Annotated in this window: 16 protein-coding genes and 1 pseudogene; 2 read left to right on the forward strand and 15 right to left on the reverse strand. The window is 55.4% G+C overall.

Going from position 1 to position 18,413, the window contains the following annotated elements; all coding sequences use genetic code 11:
• Positions 1 to 55 precede the first annotated feature (55 nt).
• The gene (locus tag BFV64_RS16540) at positions 56 to 1,075 is read left to right on the forward strand and encodes a M4 family metallopeptidase (protein ID WP_014884801.1); all 1,020 of its coding nucleotides are present in this window, start codon (positions 56 to 58) and stop codon (positions 1,073 to 1,075) included.
• Positions 1,076 to 1,426 carry a protealysin inhibitor emfourin gene (locus BFV64_RS16545; protein WP_045281147.1) on the forward strand — a complete coding sequence of 117 codons (351 nt, stop codon included), beginning with the start codon at positions 1,076 to 1,078 and terminating at the stop codon, positions 1,424 to 1,426. It begins immediately after the preceding gene.
• Here BFV64_RS16545 and BFV64_RS16550 read toward each other — a convergent pair.
• From BFV64_RS16550 to BFV64_RS16620, 15 genes and pseudogenes are all read right to left on the reverse strand, one after another.
• Positions 1,423 to 1,644, reverse strand: coding sequence for a zinc ribbon domain-containing protein (locus tag BFV64_RS16550; RefSeq protein WP_045281148.1), 222 nt, complete (start codon positions 1,642 to 1,644; stop codon positions 1,423 to 1,425). The genes BFV64_RS16545 and BFV64_RS16550 overlap by 4 nt on opposite strands.
• Before the next feature lie 50 nt (positions 1,645 to 1,694).
• Positions 1,695 to 2,730, reverse strand: a pseudogene (locus BFV64_RS16555) (Gfo/Idh/MocA family oxidoreductase).
• Between the two features lie 58 nt (positions 2,731 to 2,788).
• Positions 2,789 to 4,333: a peptide MFS transporter gene (locus BFV64_RS16560; protein WP_023331072.1), complete on the reverse strand. Its 1,545-nt coding sequence runs from the start codon at positions 4,331 to 4,333 to the stop codon at positions 2,789 to 2,791.
• A 299-nt stretch (positions 4,334 to 4,632) separates the two neighbouring features.
• A complete protein-coding gene (gene der / locus BFV64_RS16565; RefSeq protein ID WP_014884806.1) occupies positions 4,633 to 6,105 on the reverse strand; it encodes a ribosome biogenesis GTPase Der in 1,473 nt (490 codons plus the stop codon).
• A gap of 112 nt (positions 6,106 to 6,217) precedes the next feature.
• Entirely contained in the window at positions 6,218 to 7,396 is a 1,179-nt protein-coding gene (gene bamB, locus BFV64_RS16570; protein ID WP_014884807.1) for an outer membrane protein assembly factor BamB, read from the reverse strand.
• A 10-nt stretch (positions 7,397 to 7,406) separates the two neighbouring features.
• Positions 7,407 to 8,027 (reverse strand): YfgM family protein, encoded by a 621-nt coding sequence (locus BFV64_RS16575; protein WP_014884808.1) that lies wholly within the window; start codon positions 8,025 to 8,027, stop codon positions 7,407 to 7,409.
• Positions 8,028 to 8,040: 13 nt separating this feature from the next.
• Entirely contained in the window at positions 8,041 to 9,315 is a 1,275-nt protein-coding gene (hisS, locus tag BFV64_RS16580) for a histidine--tRNA ligase (RefSeq protein ID WP_023331073.1), read from the reverse strand.
• 80 nt (positions 9,316 to 9,395) lie between these two features.
• The gene (gene ispG, locus BFV64_RS16585; RefSeq protein ID WP_023337626.1) at positions 9,396 to 10,514 is read right to left on the reverse strand and encodes a flavodoxin-dependent (E)-4-hydroxy-3-methylbut-2-enyl-diphosphate synthase; all 1,119 of its coding nucleotides are present in this window, start codon (positions 10,512 to 10,514) and stop codon (positions 9,396 to 9,398) included.
• A gap of 26 nt (positions 10,515 to 10,540) precedes the next feature.
• Entirely contained in the window at positions 10,541 to 11,548 is a 1,008-nt protein-coding gene (gene rodZ, locus BFV64_RS16590) for a cytoskeleton protein RodZ (protein ID WP_023331075.1), read from the reverse strand.
• A gap of 292 nt (positions 11,549 to 11,840) precedes the next feature.
• Positions 11,841 to 13,007: a dual-specificity RNA methyltransferase RlmN gene (gene rlmN, locus BFV64_RS16595; protein ID WP_014884812.1), complete on the reverse strand. Its 1,167-nt coding sequence runs from the start codon at positions 13,005 to 13,007 to the stop codon at positions 11,841 to 11,843.
• 169 nt (positions 13,008 to 13,176) lie between these two features.
• Positions 13,177 to 13,608, reverse strand: coding sequence for a nucleoside-diphosphate kinase (ndk, locus tag BFV64_RS16600; protein ID WP_003860625.1), 432 nt, complete (start codon positions 13,606 to 13,608; stop codon positions 13,177 to 13,179).
• 121 nt (positions 13,609 to 13,729) lie between these two features.
• A complete protein-coding gene (locus BFV64_RS16605; RefSeq protein WP_023331076.1) occupies positions 13,730 to 14,605 on the reverse strand; it encodes a 4Fe-4S binding protein in 876 nt (291 codons plus the stop codon).
• Entirely contained in the window at positions 14,605 to 15,393 is a 789-nt protein-coding gene (locus BFV64_RS16610; RefSeq protein WP_023331077.1) for a dimethyl sulfoxide reductase anchor subunit family protein, read from the reverse strand. Before BFV64_RS16610 ends, BFV64_RS16605 begins: the two co-directional genes overlap by 1 nt.
• Positions 15,386 to 16,015, reverse strand: a complete 630-nt coding sequence (locus tag BFV64_RS16615) for a DMSO/selenate family reductase complex B subunit (protein ID WP_023331078.1) — start codon at positions 16,013 to 16,015, stop codon at positions 15,386 to 15,388. The genes BFV64_RS16610 and BFV64_RS16615 overlap by 8 nt, the downstream gene beginning before the upstream one ends.
• Positions 16,012 to 18,390, reverse strand: coding sequence for a DMSO/selenate family reductase complex A subunit (locus tag BFV64_RS16620; RefSeq protein WP_069602293.1), 2,379 nt, complete (start codon positions 18,388 to 18,390; stop codon positions 16,012 to 16,014). Before BFV64_RS16620 ends, BFV64_RS16615 begins: the two co-directional genes overlap by 4 nt.
• Between the last annotated feature and the right edge of the window lie 23 nt (positions 18,391 to 18,413).

An 18,413-nucleotide genomic window follows, 5' to 3' on the forward strand; every position in this document is an offset into this window, starting at 1 on the left:
TTCGCCGGTTACTTACTATACTGCAGCTATTCCCTTTTTTGATAAGGAGAGCTGCATGACCCATCTTTATAGCGTTATTCCCCCTTATATTCTGCGTCGTATTATCGAAACGGGCTCCGAGCCGCAGCAGCGCTGCGCCCGTCAGACCTTAACCCACGTGCAGACGTTAATGGCCCATATGCCGGGCAAGCCCGCCGCCCCGCACGTGAATAAAGCCGGTCAGCTTGAGCGCGATATTTACGATGCGAAGCAAACCCAGGAGCTGCCGGGTACCCAGGTGCGTTATGAGGGTCAGCCGTCGAATGGCGATGTCGCGGTCGATGAAGCCTACGCGTATTTAGGGATTACCCATGATTTCTTCTGGAAAGAATATCAGCGCGATTCACTCGATAATAAAGGGCTTATTTTGACCGGGACCGTTCACTACGGCCGGGAATATCAGAACGCCTTCTGGAATGGTCAGCAGATGGTATTTGGCGACGGCGACGGGGAAATATTTAATCGCTTCACGATTGCCATTGACGTGGTGGCGCACGAACTGAGCCACGGCGTAACCGAGACCGAGGCCGGACTTATCTATTTTGAACAGTCGGGCGCGCTAAACGAGTCTCTCTCTGACGTGTTTGGCTCGCTGGTGAAACAGTATCATCTGAAGCAAACCGCCGATAAAGCAGACTGGCTGATTGGTGAAGGGCTGCTGGCCGCAGGAATTAACGGCAAAGGGCTGCGCTCGATGTCTGAACCCGGCACCGCCTACGATGACCCGCTGCTCGGCAAAGATCCGCAGCCCGCGCACATGAAAGATTTCATTAAAACGCGCGAGGATAACGGCGGCGTGCATCTGAACTCCGGTATCCCCAATCGGGCGTTTTATCTGGCCGCGACGGCGATCGGCGGTCACGCCTGGGAAAAAGCGGGTTATGCCTGGTACGACACAGTTTGCGATCGCAATCTGGCGCAGGATGCAGATTTTGAGGCCTTCGCAAAACTGACGATCGCGCACGGAGAGAAACGCTCCGGTAGCGACGTCGGAGCGGCCATAAAACAAGCCTGGGAACAGGTGGGAGTGCTGTAAATGCAGGTTCCGGAACTGACGGATGACGCCGTAGTTGAGCTGGCCCGGGAAGGCGGCGTCGCTTTTATTCCTAAGCTGAGCGGTCAGCGCACCATCGCGCTGTCCTCGCTCAATGAGGCCCAGCGCCAGCGCCTGGTGAGCATCCTGGAGCAGGCGTTTCCACGCGGCCAGCCGCCCGGGCAAGCCACGTCACCCGGCAGCGGTGACCAGCGCTATTTCCGCATCCAGATTATCTGGAACGGGCAGAATCAGGCACATTATGCTGATATCATCGTGCTGGTGCCCGAGCAGGAAGCACCCGAGTCGCTGGTCGAACTGTGGCAGAAAGGCGAAGGCTGCGTGTGTGATTAACGTTCTGCCGGAATAAACTCCACGCGCTTTTTAGAGATTAAGCCGTGGCCGTTCTGGCAGAAATAATCCACCGCGCCACAGGCTTTTAAAACCTGGAGCGGCTGATGGCACTCCGGGCAACGGGCTTCAAGCGCAATGTCTTTGTTACAGTTCTCGCACTGCGCCACCCCATTCTGGGGCTCCAGCGTTGCCTGGCAATCCGGGCAGGTAATCGTCATGGTGACTCCTTCAAAGCATTCAGGTCTGGGGTAATTTTACCACGTTGCGTTCAGTGCGGACCACGCAACTGTTGCTGCAAGGTCAGCAGCAGCGCAACTTCCTCGATCCGACGGCGCGTGGTACGGCTCACCTCCTGCGGATCCCGCTCAAACAGACTTTTATCGCCAAGAATATGTCCCGCAAGACAGTGCTCGTAGATTGTGCCGGGGAGAGACCAGCGCTGGATATCATCCCCCTCAATGACCTCCAGCACATCTTCCGCGCCGCGCCGGTCATGACTGATGGTGCGCCCGTCACGTAGATGCAGACGCAAGCCTTTTTGCCCGCCCGCAGGTCCTGCGTATTTGTTAAGCCAGATGTCCACCGGTACGCCGCTGATGCTTCCCTGAAGATGCGCCTCACCTTCCGCCGTGGTCAGGTCTCCTTTTGCAATAGCGCGGCCCAGACGGTCTTTAGCGGCAACGACCTGTAGCGTCATCTCGTCATCGCCCCCCCAGAAAGCACATCGTTTCACGCAGCATCGCCAGCACATGCGTACCGATATCCAGAATCACGCCATCAGGGTGACGAAGCGTTCTGGTATCCGGTTCACCGGTGGAGAAATTAAGCGCGATGGGTTCGCCGACAGCGTTATACCCGCTTGGCTCCTGCAAAAAGCCTTCAATTCTGACGACGTCAGAAAAATGATCGACCAGCGAGCGCTTCACCGTTTCGATGCGCGCCATCCAGTGGTCGAGCGCCAGCACGCGGGATGCCGCACCGGGCGTGGCCAGCAGCGCATTAAGCTTATCTATTTGGGGAAGCGTGGCGACAATCGGTTTTTCTATCACAATCCGGGAGATCGGTGAGGCGATTGCCTGCTCAAGCACCTCAAGATGGTGCAGCGATGCGGTAGTGATAAAGAGGGTATCAAGCGGGGTGGCAAGCAGTTCCGCAAGCGAGGCGCAGCGCATCACGCCTTCAGGGTGCTTTGCCGGGAGAACATCAAACCCGAAACAACGAACCGGGCGGCCATACAGGTTACGCAATGCGGGCAGATACGCTGTCTCCACTACCGCACCAAGACCAACAAATCCTAACTGCATATTTTCACCTCAGGGAATAACGTGCCGGGGCGTAACGCCAGCCCCGGCACGCTGAGGTTTATGAGGCGCTAGCTGCTGGTTTCGTTTGCGCATTTTCCAGCATACGACGCACCGGAACAATGAGGACGATCAGCACCGCGGCACAAATCAGCAGCGCGATGGAGCAGCGGGCGAAGAGATCCGGCAGCATATCCAGCTGGTCGGCCTTCACGTGGCCGCCGATCAGGCCAGCCGCCAGGTTACCCAAGGCACTGGCGCAGAACCACAGACCCATCATCTGGCCGCGCATTCTTTCCGGCGCCAGCAGGGTCATGGTCGCCAGACCGATCGGGCTCAGGCACAGTTCACCCAGCGTCAGCATCAGGATACTGCCCACCAGCCAGAACGGCGACACCCCCGCCCCACCGTTGCTCAGTACATTCTGTGCCGCCAGCATCATCAGGCCAAAGCCCGCTGCCGCACACAGAATACCGATCACGAATTTGGTGATACTGCTCGGGCGGATGTTCTTCGTCGCGAGTTTCGGCCATGCCCAGCTGAACACCGGGGCCAGCAGGATGATGAACAGCGCGTTAATCGACTGGAACCAAACCGCCGGGATTTCAAAATCACCGATCATGCGGTTAGTGTAGTCGTTGGCAAACAGGTTGAACGAGGTTGGCTTCTGCTCAAACGCAGACCAGAAGAACGCCGCGGAGACCAGTAGAATAAAGCACACCAGCAGTCTGGCGCGTTCTTTACGGTTCAGGCCAGCAAAAACAAACAGATAAATAAAGTAGAGGGCAACAGACGCCGCAATCACGTAGACCAGCACGCTGGCTACCGCGACCGGGTTAATCACAATCACGCCCTGCGCAATCAGCGTCACGAGCGTTGCCACACCTGCCGCCAGCACCAGCAGCCAGATGCCCACGCCATTACGCTTCACCACCGGACTGTTCCAGGTGGAATCCAGACCGACTTCGCTGTCGTAGCGTTTCATCGCCGGAACCGCAAACACGCGGAAGATAATCAGCGCCACCAGCATCCCGATGCCGCCAATACCAAAGCCCCAGTGCCAGCCGTGGGTTTTAATCAGCCAGCCGGAAATCAGCGGGGCAATGAACGAGCCCATGTTGATGCCCATATAGAACAGCGAGAAACCGCCGTCACGACGCGCATCGCCTTTTTTATACAGAGTCCCCACCATGACCGAGATACAGGTCTTGAACAGGCCAGAGCCGAGCACGATGAACATCAGGCCGATAAAGAACAGGTTGTCACCCATGATGGCCGACAGCGCAATCGACAGGTGGCCGAGCGCAATCAGAATTGAACCGTACCAGACGGCTCTCTGCTGCCCAAGCCAGTTATCCGCCAGCCAGCCCCCCGGCAGCGCGGCCAGGTACATGGTCCCGGCAAAGATACCGACAATCGCCGAGGCGTTTTCACGGGCCAGGCCCATCCCGCCGTCATAGACGGTGGCGGCCATAAACAGGATCAGTAACGGACGAATGCCGTAAAACGAGAAACGCTCCCACATCTCGGTGAAAAACAGTGAACCGAGCGGATACGGATGGCCGAAGAACGTTCGGCTCTCTTTTTGATTAACAGAGGATTGCATAATTCTCCCGAAAGGTATGTGTCGTGCTTGTAAACACCAGCAAGTACGCCGGCCAGTTACGTATCTGACCGATTTTTTACATGCGGCGAAAAGTTAGTTAACCATTTGATAACCAGATGCTAGTTTTGTCTAGTACCGGGCCCGGGACTTTAAGACGAAAATTCGACGATTGTCTACTTTCTTAGTTTTAAACATGGTTAAAAGTGAATAGTGATTGACATCACACAGAGAAAACCGGCGGTATGATTGGGCAAAAAAAAGCCCGCGACATGCGCGGGCTTTTGTGAGTTCAGCAAAGCTTATTTGCTTTTCTTAATGTGCTTAATCAAACGCTTACGCTTACGCATCTGGTTCGGCGTAAGGGTGTTGCGCTTGTTAGCGAACGGGTTTTCCCCTTCCTTGAACTGGATGCGGATAGGCGTGCCCATCACGTCCAGCGATTTACGGAAGTAGTTCATCAGATAGCGCTTGTAGGAATCCGGCAGGTCTTTCACCTGGTTGCCGTGGATCACCACGATTGGCGGGTTATAACCCCCGGCGTGAGCATATTTCAGCTTCACGCGGCGACCGCGTACCAGCGGCGGTTGATGGTCTTCCGCAGCCATATTCATGATGCGGGTCAGCATGGCGGTGCTCTGACGGCGGGTGGAGCTGTCATAGGCTTCACGCACGGATTCGAACAGGTTACCGACGCCACTGCCATGCAGGGCAGAAATAAAGTGCACGCGCGCAAAGTCGATAAAGCCCAGACGGAAGTCGAGGGTCTCTTTCACCTGCTCGCGCACTTCATTGCTCAGGCCATCCCATTTGTTAACCACGATAACCAGTGAGCGCCCACTATTGAGGATAAAGCCGAGCAGAGAGAGATCCTGATCGGAGATTCCTTCACGCGCATCAATGACCAGCATAACGACGTTGGCATCTTCAATCGCCTGCAGGGTTTTGATAACGGAGAATTTTTCCACCACATCGGTGATTTTCCCGCGCTTACGTACCCCGGCGGTGTCAATGAGGACATACTCACGTTCATCGCGCTGCATCGGGATGTAGATGCTGTCGCGCGTGGTGCCAGGCATGTCGTAAACGACCACGCGCTCTTCACCCAGAATACGGTTAGTAAGTGTAGACTTACCTACGTTTGGACGCCCCACGATAGCCAGCTTGATTGGCAGATCCTGCGGATTGAAGTCGTCTTCAGGCTCTTCTTCGCCCTCAACGCCCTCTTCAAACTGCGCCCAGTATTCAGCGTCTTCGTCCACCTCTTCCGGCGGGTTAACTTCATCAACCCATGGCAGCAGAACGGTTTCCAGCAGGCTGGTCACGCCGCGACCGTGCGATGCCGCAATGGGGTAAATTTCACCCAGGCCTAAAGACCAGAAGTCTGCAACGGCCTGATCGGCATCGATACCGTCAGTTTTGTTCGCCACCAGGAAAGTAGGCTTTTCACGCGAGCGCAGGTGTTTGGCGATGGCGGAGTCTGCCGGCATCAGGCCAGCGCGCGCATCCACCATAAACAGCACCACGTCCGCTTCTTCAATCGCCAGCAATGACTGTTCCGCCATGCGGGTTTCAACGCCGTCCTCTGTACCGTCAATGCCACCGGTATCAATACAGATGAACTCGCGTCCTTCCACCTCTGCACGACCGTACTTACGGTCACGCGTCAGCCCCGGGAAATCCGCAACCAGCGCATCACGGGTGCGTGTTAAACGGTTAAAAAGAGTGGATTTTCCAACGTTAGGGCGCCCGACAAGCGCGACCACAGGTACCATGTTTGAAGCCTCATAAAATTCAAATAAACGTCGCATTCGCGGCGTTTTTAAAAATGTCAAAACGGCTCCTGAGTGAACAGGAGCCGTTTAGTATACTACAACCGCCGGGTAATTAACGCGTGATCGCGTACAGCGTACCGTCTTTTGCCTGAATCAGCAGTTTGCCGTCAGCCACAACCGGATCGGTCAGGAAACCAGAGCTGTCGACTTTTTGCTGTGCAACAAAGCGGCCGTTATCCGGATCAATCCAGTGCATATACCCTTCGCTGTCGCCTACCACCAGGCTACCGTTGTACAGTGCTGGCGCGGTCAGCAGACGGTGCAGCAGATCGCTTTGCGTCCACAGGGTCACGCCGCCTTCAGTGCTCAGTGCCAGCAGACGGTCGTTCTGGTCAACCATATAGATACGGTTACCGTCCACGATGAAATCATTTACAGAACCCAGTTCACGTTTCCACATGATCTGGCCGCTGCGCAGATCCAGCGCGGTGAGGTTACCGTTATAGGCCAGCGCGTAAACCACACCGTCTACGATGACCGGCGTTGTGTCGACGTCGCTCAGACGGTCAATTTCCGTTGAGCCTGTAGCCTGAGAGATACGCTGCTGCCATATCATCTGACCCTGCTGCATCAGCACGGCACTCACGCGACCGTTATCACCGCCTACAATTGCTGCACCGAATGCGGTAGCAGGCGCGGATTCACCGCGCAGAGAGAGCGCAGGCATGTCAAGGTTAACGGTCCATTTCACCAGACCGTCCGCTTCGTTCAGCGCCTGCAGCTGGCCGTTACTGGTATGAATCAGCACCAGGCCGTCGCTCACGACCGGGCGAGACAGGGATTCACCGGCCACGGTGGTTTGCCAGGCAATGGAGCCGTCGCTGGTGTTCAGGGCATAAACCTGCGCCTTTTCGCTACCCACGTAAACATGACCACCGGCAACCGTCAGGCCGCCAGACAGCAGTGCAGGTTTACGGGAGAACCAGCCATCTTTTTCCGCCAGGTTAACAGACCAGACTTCTTTTCCGTCATCAGCATTGACCGCTTTCACGGTACCTTTACGATCGGCGGCATAAACAACGCTGTCCGCAAAGGCAGGATGAAGGTTGGAATAAAAGTCACCAATACCATTACCAACGGAGACATCCCACGCGGTAGAAGGGGTAAACTGGTTTTCAACCGTCGGCAGTGGGGACATTTTTACAACGTCTTCTTCGCCACTGAACAGTGAACAACCACTCAATAACGTAACAGAAAGCAGTCCTGGCAGAAGTAATTTACGCAATTGCATCGGGTCCCTCTCAGACGGACAAATTATTTATTTTCATCTGCATCATTTCGCTCAGCGCAGGTGAAGCTTTGCTATCCACGCCAGCTTGCCACGCTTTACGCGCGCCCGCTTTGTCACCTTTGCTCAGCAGCGCTTCACCGCGCAGATCGGCAACGATGGCAGCAAAACCTTCGCCTTTAACGGTATCGAGCGTTTTCAGCGCATCGTCAGCTTTTTTCTGCTGAACCTGAATACGTGCCAGGCGCAGATTAATCACTGCTTTCAGGTTTTCATCGCTGGCAGCAGCAAGACCCTGAGTCAACTGAGCAACAGCTTTATCCAGTTCGTTCTTATCAACGTACTGCTGAGCCACTTCCAGCGCAGCCAGCGCGCCGTAGGTGTTTTTGTTGTCAGCAGCAAATTTCTCTGCCGCAACCAGCGTTTGTGGCTGATCGGCACGGATCGCACTCACGGTATTTTCATAGGTCAGAGACGCGCCGCGCGCGGTATCCGCCTGATGATTGTTCCAGTAACGCCAGCCAATCAGCGCGCCCACACCTAAAATCACCCCAACAACCAGCGCTTTGCCGTTCTCAACAAAGAAGCGTTTAATCGCGTCGACCTGATCGTGTTCGTTCTCGTAAATTTCCACGCAGTCTTTCTCCTTAGCCCAATAGAGTGCGCAAATGCGCCGCAACGCCGTCCTGCGTTACCGTTGTTTGCTCACCAGAGCGCAGGTCTTTAACTACCACTTCGCCGTTAGCCACTTCGGACTCACCCAGCACCAGTGCAATACTTGCGCCCCACTTATCGGCACGAGCAAACTGTTTTTTGAAGTTGCCGCCGCCATGATTGGTCATCAGCTTAACGCCCGGCAGCGCATCGCGCACGCGTTCGGCAAGCTGCATCGCCGCAGACTGCGTTTCCGCGCCTGAGGCCACCAGGTATATATCGACAACGGAATCTGCTTTAAATTCCGGATTAACAGCCTGAACTAACAAAACAAGTCGCTCAAGGCCCATCGCGAAGCCAACGCCAGGTGCTGCACGGCCACCTAGTTGCTCAACCAGACCGTCATAACGACCGCCGGCACACACGGTGCCTTGTGAACCGAGGCTGGTGGTCACCCACTCAAACACGGTGCGGTTGTAGTAGTCCAGGCCGCGCACCAGACGCTGGTTCACGGTGTAGGCAATGCCCGCCGCTTCAAGCAGCTTGCACAGGCCGGTAAAGTGTTCGCGAGACTCGTCGTCCAGGTAGTCACCCAGTGCAGGTGCATCATTCAGCAGCGCCTGCACATCGGGGTTTTTGGAATCCAGCACGCGCAGCGGGTTGCTGTACATGCGGCGTTTGCAGTCTTCGTCCAGCTTGTCTTTATGCTGTTCCAGGAATGCAACCAGCGCATCGCGATAGTTCGCACGCGCGTCCAGAGAACCGATAGAGTTCAACTCCAGCGAAACGTGCTCAGCAATACCGAGCGCGCGCCACCAGCGGGCCGTCAGCATAATCAGTTCGGCGTCGATGTCCGGACCCTGCAGGCCAAACACTTCCACACCCAGCTGGTTGAACTGACGATAACGACCTTTCTGCGGACGTTCGTGGCGGAACATCGGGCCGATATACCACAGGCGCTGCTCCTGATTGTACAGAAGACCATGTTCGATGCCGGCGCGTACGCAGCCCGCCGTCCCTTCCGGACGCAGAGTCAGGCTGTCGCCGTTGCGGTCCTCAAAGGTGTACATCTCTTTTTCAACCACATCGGTCACTTCGCCGATCGCGCGTTTGAATAACGGGGTCTGCTCTACAATCGGCAAACGGATTTCGCTGTAACCGTAGCTGCCGAGCACCTGCTTCAGTGTGCCTTCAATGCGCTGCCAGATGGCGGTTTCGCCAGGCAGGTAATCGTTCATGCCGCGGATGGCTTGAATGTTTTTTGCCACGTTTATTCTCTTTCTATATACAAAAAAAACCCAAAGAATGGGTTCAATCATACATGGGAAGCGGCACGCTTCCCATCACGTTATTTTTCAACCTGCTGAACGCTGATACGCTGTGTCTCGTCCATCATCGCGGCTTTAGCGCGGATGCGAGCTTCGAGCTGGTCGATCATGTCACTATTATCCAGACGATCTTTACGAACGCCATCTTCATAGAGACCACTTTTCTTGTTACCGCCGGTCACGCCCAGTGTGGACACCAGCGCTTCACCCGGACCGTTCACCACGCAACCGATGATGGAGACGTCCATCGGGGTGATGATATCTTCCAGACGCTGCTCCAGGGCATTCACCGTACCGATCACATCAAATTCCTGACGCGAGCAGGTTGGGCAGGCAATGAAGTTGATCCCACGCGCACGAATACGCAGTGATTTCAGGATATCGAAACCGACCTTGATCTCTTCTACCGGATCGGCCGCCAGCGAAACGCGCAGGGTGTCACCGATCCCTTCAGAGAGCAGCAGTCCCAGACCGATCGCGGATTTGACAGAACCGCTACGCAGGCCACCCGCTTCGGTGATCCCGAGATGCAGAGGCTGATCGATCTGTTTTGCCAGCAGGCGGTACGACTCCACCGCGAGGAATACATCGGACGCTTTTACGCTAACTTTGAACTGATCGAAGTTAAGACGATCGAGATGATCGACATGGCGCATCGCGGATTCGAGCAGCGCCTGCGGCGTGGGTTCACCGTATTTTTCCTGCAGATCTTTTTCCAGCGATCCCGCGTTGACACCGATACGGATGGGGATATTTTTGTCACGGGCGCAGTCCACCACCATGCGGATGCGCTCTTCGTTACCGATGTTGCCCGGGTTAATACGCAGGCAATCAACACCGTATTCGGCCACTTTCAGCGCGATACGGTAGTCGAAGTGGATATCCGCTACCAGCGGAACGCTGACCTGCTGTTTGATCAGCTTGAACGCCTCTGCGGCATCCATGGTGGGCACGGAGACGCGAACAATGTCCGCGCCTACACGCTCTAATGCTTTGATTTGGTTGACCGTTGCTTCCACGTCCGTGGTGCGCGTGTTGGTCATCGACTGAACGGCGATGGGTGCTCCATCGCCGACTGGCACATTCCCAACGTAAATCCGTTTCGATTTTCTACGTTGAATCGGAGCCTGGTTATGCATGAAAAATCTCCCGCGTTGCCCGTCTGTTACTGTGCTGCTGATTGTTCGGCATTAACGGTAAGACGTGCAACCTGGTTAGTTCTGATAAAGCGGCTCAGGTCGACAGGTTTTCCTTGATACAGGATCTGTACCGCTGCCGGAGCGCCGATTTTAAGTTTGTAAGGTGCCTGACCCGTTAGGTTTAACGTGCCATCTTTCCGCTGCAGGCCGCTAAACAGTTTTTTACCTGTCGCGTCAGTGACTTCCAGCCAGCAGTCGGCAGTGAAGTTCATCACCAGCGCGTTTGGATCGGCTGCTGGTGCGGCAGTAGCCGCCGGGTCGGTTGGCAGGGATGCCGCAGTATTGTCCGTTGGCTGAGTCGCCGCAGGCGCGTTCGCCGCAGTATCAACATTCGCCTGAGAAGGGGCAACGACCGCGTTCTGATCCTGAGCCTGAGGCGCAGCGGTGTTAGCCGTGGCTGCCGGAGCCTGCGCCGCATCGGTTGCCGGAGCCGTTGTTTGCGGCTCGCTTGAGGTGGCTGCACCGTCGGTGTTCAGCGGGACGCTCTGAGCGCCACCATTCCCTGCCTGATTGAGTTCAGCAGAGGATTGATCGGCCATGGTGGTGATCTCTTCCTGCTGCGCCTTATGGTTTTGCCACCACCACGCGCCGGTCAGGCCGATCACCACAAACAGCACCAGCCAGGTAAAGCTCATCAGCCAGCCATCACGTTTTTTACGACGTTTCCCCAGGGAGAAAGTTTGCATCGGCGCCACTTTCGCTGCGCGAACCGGTGCCTGTTTCTCCATCATTGGCAGTAATTCGTTTTCGGGGATGTGCACCAGTTTTGCGTAAGAGCGGATATAACCGCGCAGAAATGTTGAAGCCAGATCGGCAGGCGCCTTATCTTCTTCAATATCGCGAACCGTGGAAACCTTCAGGCACAAGCGTTCTGCAACGGCTTGCTGGCTGAGTCCGAGTTGTTCACGGGCGTTGCGAAGACGAACGCCAGTGGAGAGTGCTTCATGTTGGTCGTGAGTGGCTTCAGTATTCATTCGCTACAACTACTGGTACGTGAAAAAAAGGGTTCAGGTGCCGGTGAGTCACAATGCCACCCGCACCGCGAAACTTCAGGTCAGTTAACCTTGAACAGACAGTATAAGACTGTCAGCCCGGAGATGACAGTACAGCCCTGCCCGAACGGCTAAACTGTTGTTACGTCGTTACATACTGCCCGAAAGTCGGATGAAACGCACCGTAATTATTGATCAGTCTTCACGAATCTGACTGATTATTCAGTAAGATTATGCATCACGGCGCAGATAATGCGCCGTGGGTGCATAATAATCAAACAGCTTTGACCGCAATCGTCTCACCCTGCATGCGTTTACGCAGGGTACGTTTGGTTCGGTCAATGACATCGCCAGCCAGTTGTCCACACGCTGCATCAATATCATCACCACGGGTTTTACGCACGATAGTGGTGAAACCATACTCCATCAGTACCTTGGAGAAACGGTCGATACGGCTGTTCGAACTACGGCCATACGGCGCCCCCGGGAACGGGTTCCATGGGATCAGGTTGATTTTGCATGGCGTATCTTTCAGCAGCTCAGCCAGTTGATGCGCGTGCTCGGTACCGTCGTTAACGTGGTCAAGCATCACGTACTCGATGGTGACGCGGCCCTGGTTGGCGTTGGATTTCTCCAGGTAGCGGCGCACGGCAGCGAGGAAGGTTTCGATATTGTACTTTTTGTTGATCGGTACAATTTCGTCACGAATTTCATCGTTTGGTGCGTGCAGGGAGATAGCCAGCGCAACGTCAATCATGTCGCCAAGCTTATCCAGCGCAGGGACAACGCCTGACGTCGACAGCGTCACACGACGCTTGGACAGGCCGAAACCGAAGTCATCCAGCATGATTTCCATTGCCGGTACCACGTTAGTCAGGTTCAACAGCGGCTCACCCATCCCCATCATCACCACGTTGGTGATAGGACGCGTACCGGTCACTTTTGCCGCCCCGACGATTTTCGCCGCACGCCAGACCTGGCCGATAATTTCAGAGACACGCAGGTTACGGTTGAACCCTTGCTGTGCGGTAGAGCAGAATTTGCACTCCAGCGCGCAGCCCACCTGGGAGGAGACACACAGCGTGGCGCGGTCTTCTTCCGGGATGTAGACGGTTTCAACGCGCTGATCGCCTACGGCAATCGCCCATTTGATGGTGCCATCGGCAGAGCGCTGCTCTTCCACCACTTCCGGGGCGCGTATTTCAGCCACTTCTTTGAGCTTGTTACGCAGCACTTTGTTGATGTCAGTCATTTCATCAAAGTTGTCGCTGCAGTAGTGGTACATCCATTTCATCACCTGATCGGCACGAAACGGCTTCTCACCCATATCTTTAAAGAACTCGCGCATCTGCTGACGGTTCAGGTCCAGCAGGTTAATTTTTCCATTTTTATTGGGAACCGCAGGAATGGCGACTTCGGAGGTATTCACTAATTCAGACATAATATTTTCCGGCCTCGTTGTTACACGTTGTGGCCCCTGGAGGGTTGAATAGAAACGCCCCGGACAGCGGTCTGCTCATCCGGGGCGTTGCATTGTACAAAGTCTGGCGCAGGGATGCCACGTTTGCACGTGGCATTTACGAAATTAATGTGTAAACGAAACCGTTAAATTAACGGGTGCGTGGACACACTTCGCCTTCTGCGAAGAAGAAGGCGATTTCGCGTGCAGCAGATTCAACGGAGTCAGAACCGTGGGTGCCGTTCTCGGTGAAGCTGTCCGCGTAGTCAGCGCGCAGGGTACCGGCCAGCGCGTTGTCCGGGTTGGTTGCACCCAGCAGATCGCGATGGCGCTGTACTGCGTTCTCGCCTTCCAGCACGGATACGACGATAGGACCGGAGGTCATGAACTCAACCAGACCGTCAAAGAATGGACGGCCTTCGTGCTCAGCGTAGAAACCGCGAGCCTGCTCAACGGTCAGGTGCAGCATTTTGGTGCCAACAATTTTGAACCCTGCTGATTCAAAGCGAGCGAAGATGCTGCCAATAACGTTTTTTGCCACCGCGTTTGGTTTGATGATGGAAAAAGTACGTTCAATAGCCATGATAACCTCTGTCAATGTTCTGTTGTTTTGCATACCTGAATATGGTGTGGCGCGGATTATAATGAGCAATAGCGCCATTGCCTATGGTTCTGCATAACATTTTTTTAAAATGAGACGAAGATTAGCAACAGGTCGAATCGCGCATTGCGAAGTGATGGCGTGAACAGAGGGGGCAGTGCTTTTCATCCATCCTGAATGACCAGAAATGACGATGACACGTCAGGCAAACAGCCTCACAGGCAGGCGTCACGCTGCTTTTCGCGCTCTGTTCTGTCTGCGTTATGCTTATCGCGCCATGCTGACACACCGCTTCGCACCCCCCACACCCGGTACAGCGTCCGGTTTCCACCACCAGCGTGGCATTCTCAAAACGAATTGCGTTTTCCGTGCAGCTTCGCCAGCATGCCCCACACAACATACATTTTCCGATGTCGAGAACGATATCTGACTCACTAAATCCTGCGAATGCCCTGCGCAGCTGACGCTGGCCCGGCACGACGTTACAGCGGCGCACATCCTCCCGCGGAACATACATAAGCGCACGGCGGGCAATATTCACCTCGTTGATCGGGTCAGGCTTAAAAGCCCATACCGCTTCACCCCGTCGACGAAGCACAAGATTGAGCCGGGCAAGCGCCAGTAACCAGGCCGGGTAGTGTTCCGCTTCAATACTGATAAAACGCACGCCGTGTTGCGCGTGCCATAGCAGCAGCTCATTCACCCCTGGGGCATGTTCAGTAAAAGGCCCAACGAGGGTATCGCCACGCAGAAAGCGTTTTCGCGGCGTGATGTCGGTAATGGCCTCGGTGGGACAGACGAACAGGCAATCACCGCAGCCTATACAGCGCTGTTCATCAACCGAGATGCCCATTTCAGTAAAAGAAAAAACCTGCGCGGGACAAACGTCCGCGCAGGCACTGCAGGCAGCATGGCGAAAACGGCAACGCACACACGCATGCGTCACCTCTATCGCCGGGGATAATGACAATTCGCCCATCAGCCAATACTGAAGAAAACGAAGCGCAGCATAAGCTCACCCACGATCAACAGCGCACTGCCCAGCAGCATTGGGCCTCGCGCCGCTTTCAGACCGCCCGCGGCAAAGCACAGCATACCTGCAACCGAAACGCACCAGCTCAGCAGATGTACCGTGCGCAGTTGCTCCAGCATCTGCAACGGTGCGTGAGGGAACGTCACCACGGTGTTATCCATGGTCGCAATGTCTGCCAGCCAGACGGGCTGCATGACCAGACGCACAAGCACCAGCAGCGCGACAATGACAACCGCCGCACGCACGGAAGTTTGGCAGCGCAGCCCAACGGCCATGCAGGCTGAACCTATGATCCCCACTGAGCCGATGAACAGCACCAGAGTGTTAATGTGCTGCCAGGTCACCACCGACGTATGCATGTAGATCTGCGCCATGCAGAACACATCCACCAGCCCGACAACACCGGCCACAACCAACAGCAGCTTCCAGCCTGGTTTTTTGGCAAACATCAGCAGCGTCGCAAGGCCCAGTGCCGCAAGGTAAAGGCTGGCAAAGACGATCTCACGGCTCAGCCAGGAGCTGGAAACATGGCGCAGCGCGTTAAGGGCGTTGAGCGGATAGCCCATGTGCAGCGCCGAGGAGAGAAGCCCCAGACTGGCCAGGACAAACGCCCCGGCAGCGGGCAGCAGCAGACGAGAGTGCGATGCACGCGCCTCGCCAAACGCCAGCCAGAGGGTCACGCCTACCGATCCCTGCAGGAACAGCGTAAATATCAGCAACGGTAACTCATGCATGACGCTTCCCCTCTTTCTCTGCACCCTGATGCGCTTTGATTACCAGGTTCGGTTGTGTGGTGGAAGAATCAGGCAAACCTTTCACATCGCAGACCGTGCCGTATTTCTCCCGAAGTTCATCAATGGGTCCGAATTTGATCGCTTCGAGCGGACAGGTCGCCACACAGACTGGCTGCTCCCCCTTTGCCTGGAGATCCACGCAAAAATCGCATTTCGACATCTGTCCGGTCTGCTCATTGAGCTGCGGCGCGCCGTAAGGACATGACCATGCGCAGTAGCCGCAGCCAACGCACTTGTCCGTATCGACGCGCACGATGCCGTCGCCCGGACGCTTGTGCATCGCGGTAGTCGGGCAGTTTTTGGTGCAGACCGGGTCCGCACAGTGGTTACAAGAAATAGAGAGCGTGTAAGCAAAAACGTTATTGCTGACGCCCCCCTGCCCGGTTGGAATGAAATTTCCGCCGTTGACTTCATAAACGCGGCGGAAACGACGTCCAACCTCAAGGTTATTTTTATCTTTGCACGCCACCTGACAGGCCTTGCAGCCCGAACAGCGGGAGGAGTCGATATAAAAACCCAGCTGTTTATCGCTCACCGGCGCGTAGTGTTTAAACTGACTCATGCTTTCGCTACCTCCACCAGCATGGTTTGATGAGAATTCCCTTTCGCAAGCGCGGTAATACGGGCTGAACTGAGGACGTTCGCGCAACCGCCTTTATCAATACCCTGCTCGTCCGGCTGCCACCAGGCACCAGCCTGCATGGCAACGACGCCTGGAATGATGCGCGGCGTCACCTCGGCCGGGATTTCACAAATGCCGCGCGCGTTATGGATGCGCACGGTATCGCCCTGCGCAATGCCGCGCTTTTGCGCATCCTGCGGGTTAATCCACAGCTTTTGCTGCTGGGCTTCAATTAACCACGGGTTAGCATATTGCGTTGAGTTGGCACGGTTTTTCCCTTTCCAGGTAATCAGCTGAAGCGGGAAAGTTTTCGCCAGTTCATCTTCCGGGCCTTCATGAGCGGGAACGTAGTGCGATAGCGCCGGAATTTCCGGGTGTTGCATGTCGTACAGACGCTTCGAGAAGATCTCAATCTTCCCGGACGGCGTCGGGAACGGATGATTTTGCGGATCGCGAATGTTGTCTTCAAAGGCAACGTACGGCGCGCTTTTGAAAAGATGCTGACGCGTTTTCTGTAGCGTCGTGAAGTCCGGCAGATTTTCCTCCGGCATCGCCAGCCGCGTCTGCTCCCAGATGTGCTCAATCCACGCTTTTTCGTCACGGCCCTCGCTGAACGCGGGTTCAATGCCGAGCTTAGCGGCAACCTCACGCAGCCAGTCGTAATCTGAACGGCGCTCAAACTCTGGCTCAATCAGCTTTTCCGACAGGATCAGATAGCTCGCGGTCCCCCAGGTTTCGCCAATATTCCAGCGCTCCATAAAGCTGGTTTCCGGCAGGAGAAGATCGGCGTATCTGGCGCTCGGCGTCATAAACAGATCGCTTGCGACAATAAATTCGATTTTCGACTCGTCTTCCAGCACGCGGGTCGCCTGATGGAGATCCGGGTTCTGGTTAGCCAGGTAATTGCCGGCCAGCGAGAACAGGATGCGGATATTGCTGTCCAGCTTGTCTGCGTCTTTCAGACCGACTTCCGCCGTCACCTGAGAAGCATCGTCGGCGGCCTGCACCCAGTTCATCACCGATATTTTGGCTTTTACCGGGTTATCCGACATTTCGGGCCCAACGGCAAATTTGCGGTTAGCGCAGCCACCATAGCCTGCCGCCCAGCCGCCTTTGACGCCGACGTTACCCGTTAGCGTCGCCAGTAACGTTGAGCCGCACGCGGTGCGCTCGCCGCAGTTGTGACGCTGCGGCCCCCAACCCTGGATCAGTGCAGCAGGTTTAGTATTTGCGTAGTCGCGAGCCAGCTGACGGATAGTCTGCGCAGGCACATGGGTAATTTTCTCGGCCCACTCAGGGGTTTTCGCCACGCCGTCTTTTGCCCCGCTCAGGTAAGCCATCAGGGATTCATTGGCCGGAACACCTTCCGGCATTGATGCTTCGTCAAAGCCCAAGGTATAGCGCTGAATGAAGTCGCGATCGTGCAGGTTCTCTGTGACGATCACGTACATCATGGCATCCATCAGGGCGTTATCAGTGGCAGGAAGCAGCGGGATCCACTGTTCGGCAAGGGAGGAAACCGTGTCTGAATAGCGCGGATCGACAACGATAAAGCGGGTGCCGTTTTGCTTCATCTTCTGGAAGAAGTAGTTGCTGTGACCAAAAATCGTTTCCGTCGGGTTATGCCCCCAAAGGATGACCAGTTTCGTATCAAGCAGCGTGTCCAGAGAACTGCCGCTGGCGGCGGTGCCATAGGTATACGGCGTGGCTGCCGCCGTGTTGCCCATACTGACCGAGTGATAGCTTTCGAGGTAGCCGCCGGTTAAGTTGAGCAGACGACGAACCATTTTATCGCCGGAAAACGTTCCGCCAGAAACTGCGGTGCCCACATGAACATAGCGTGAAGCCGCACCGTATTTTTGCGTAATCGTTTTTAATTGATTCGCAATAAGCGTCGTGGCTTCATCCCAGGTAATACGTTCGAATTTTCCTTCGCCACGTTTACCTGTACGCTTCATTGGATATTTAAGCCGATCGGGATGATAAACAAATTTCCGATACGCTCTGCCACGTACGCAGGCACGCATAACCGGCATCTGCGGATCCAATGCATTATCCGGGCGCGTGGAAATACGGGTGACAACGCCTTCGCTGACGTGAGCTCGAATATCACACTTCCCCCCGCAGTCAAACGTGCTGCAGGTTTGCACCACTTTTTCTTCCGGCGCCGCACGTGTTGCCGCGGCGTCCTGCGCCTGTACGTTGCGGGTTGTCACAACAAGCGGAAGGGCGGCGAGCGCCGATCCTGCCTGAATAAAATGACGTCGGGATATCTCGGGAATAAAACCCTCTCCCTGATTTTTATTTTTTTTCATTGCTCGTTCCTTCAAATAAAAAC

Source organism: Enterobacter kobei (assembly GCF_001729765.1).
GTDB classification, from domain to species: domain Bacteria; phylum Pseudomonadota; class Gammaproteobacteria; order Enterobacterales; family Enterobacteriaceae; genus Enterobacter; species Enterobacter kobei.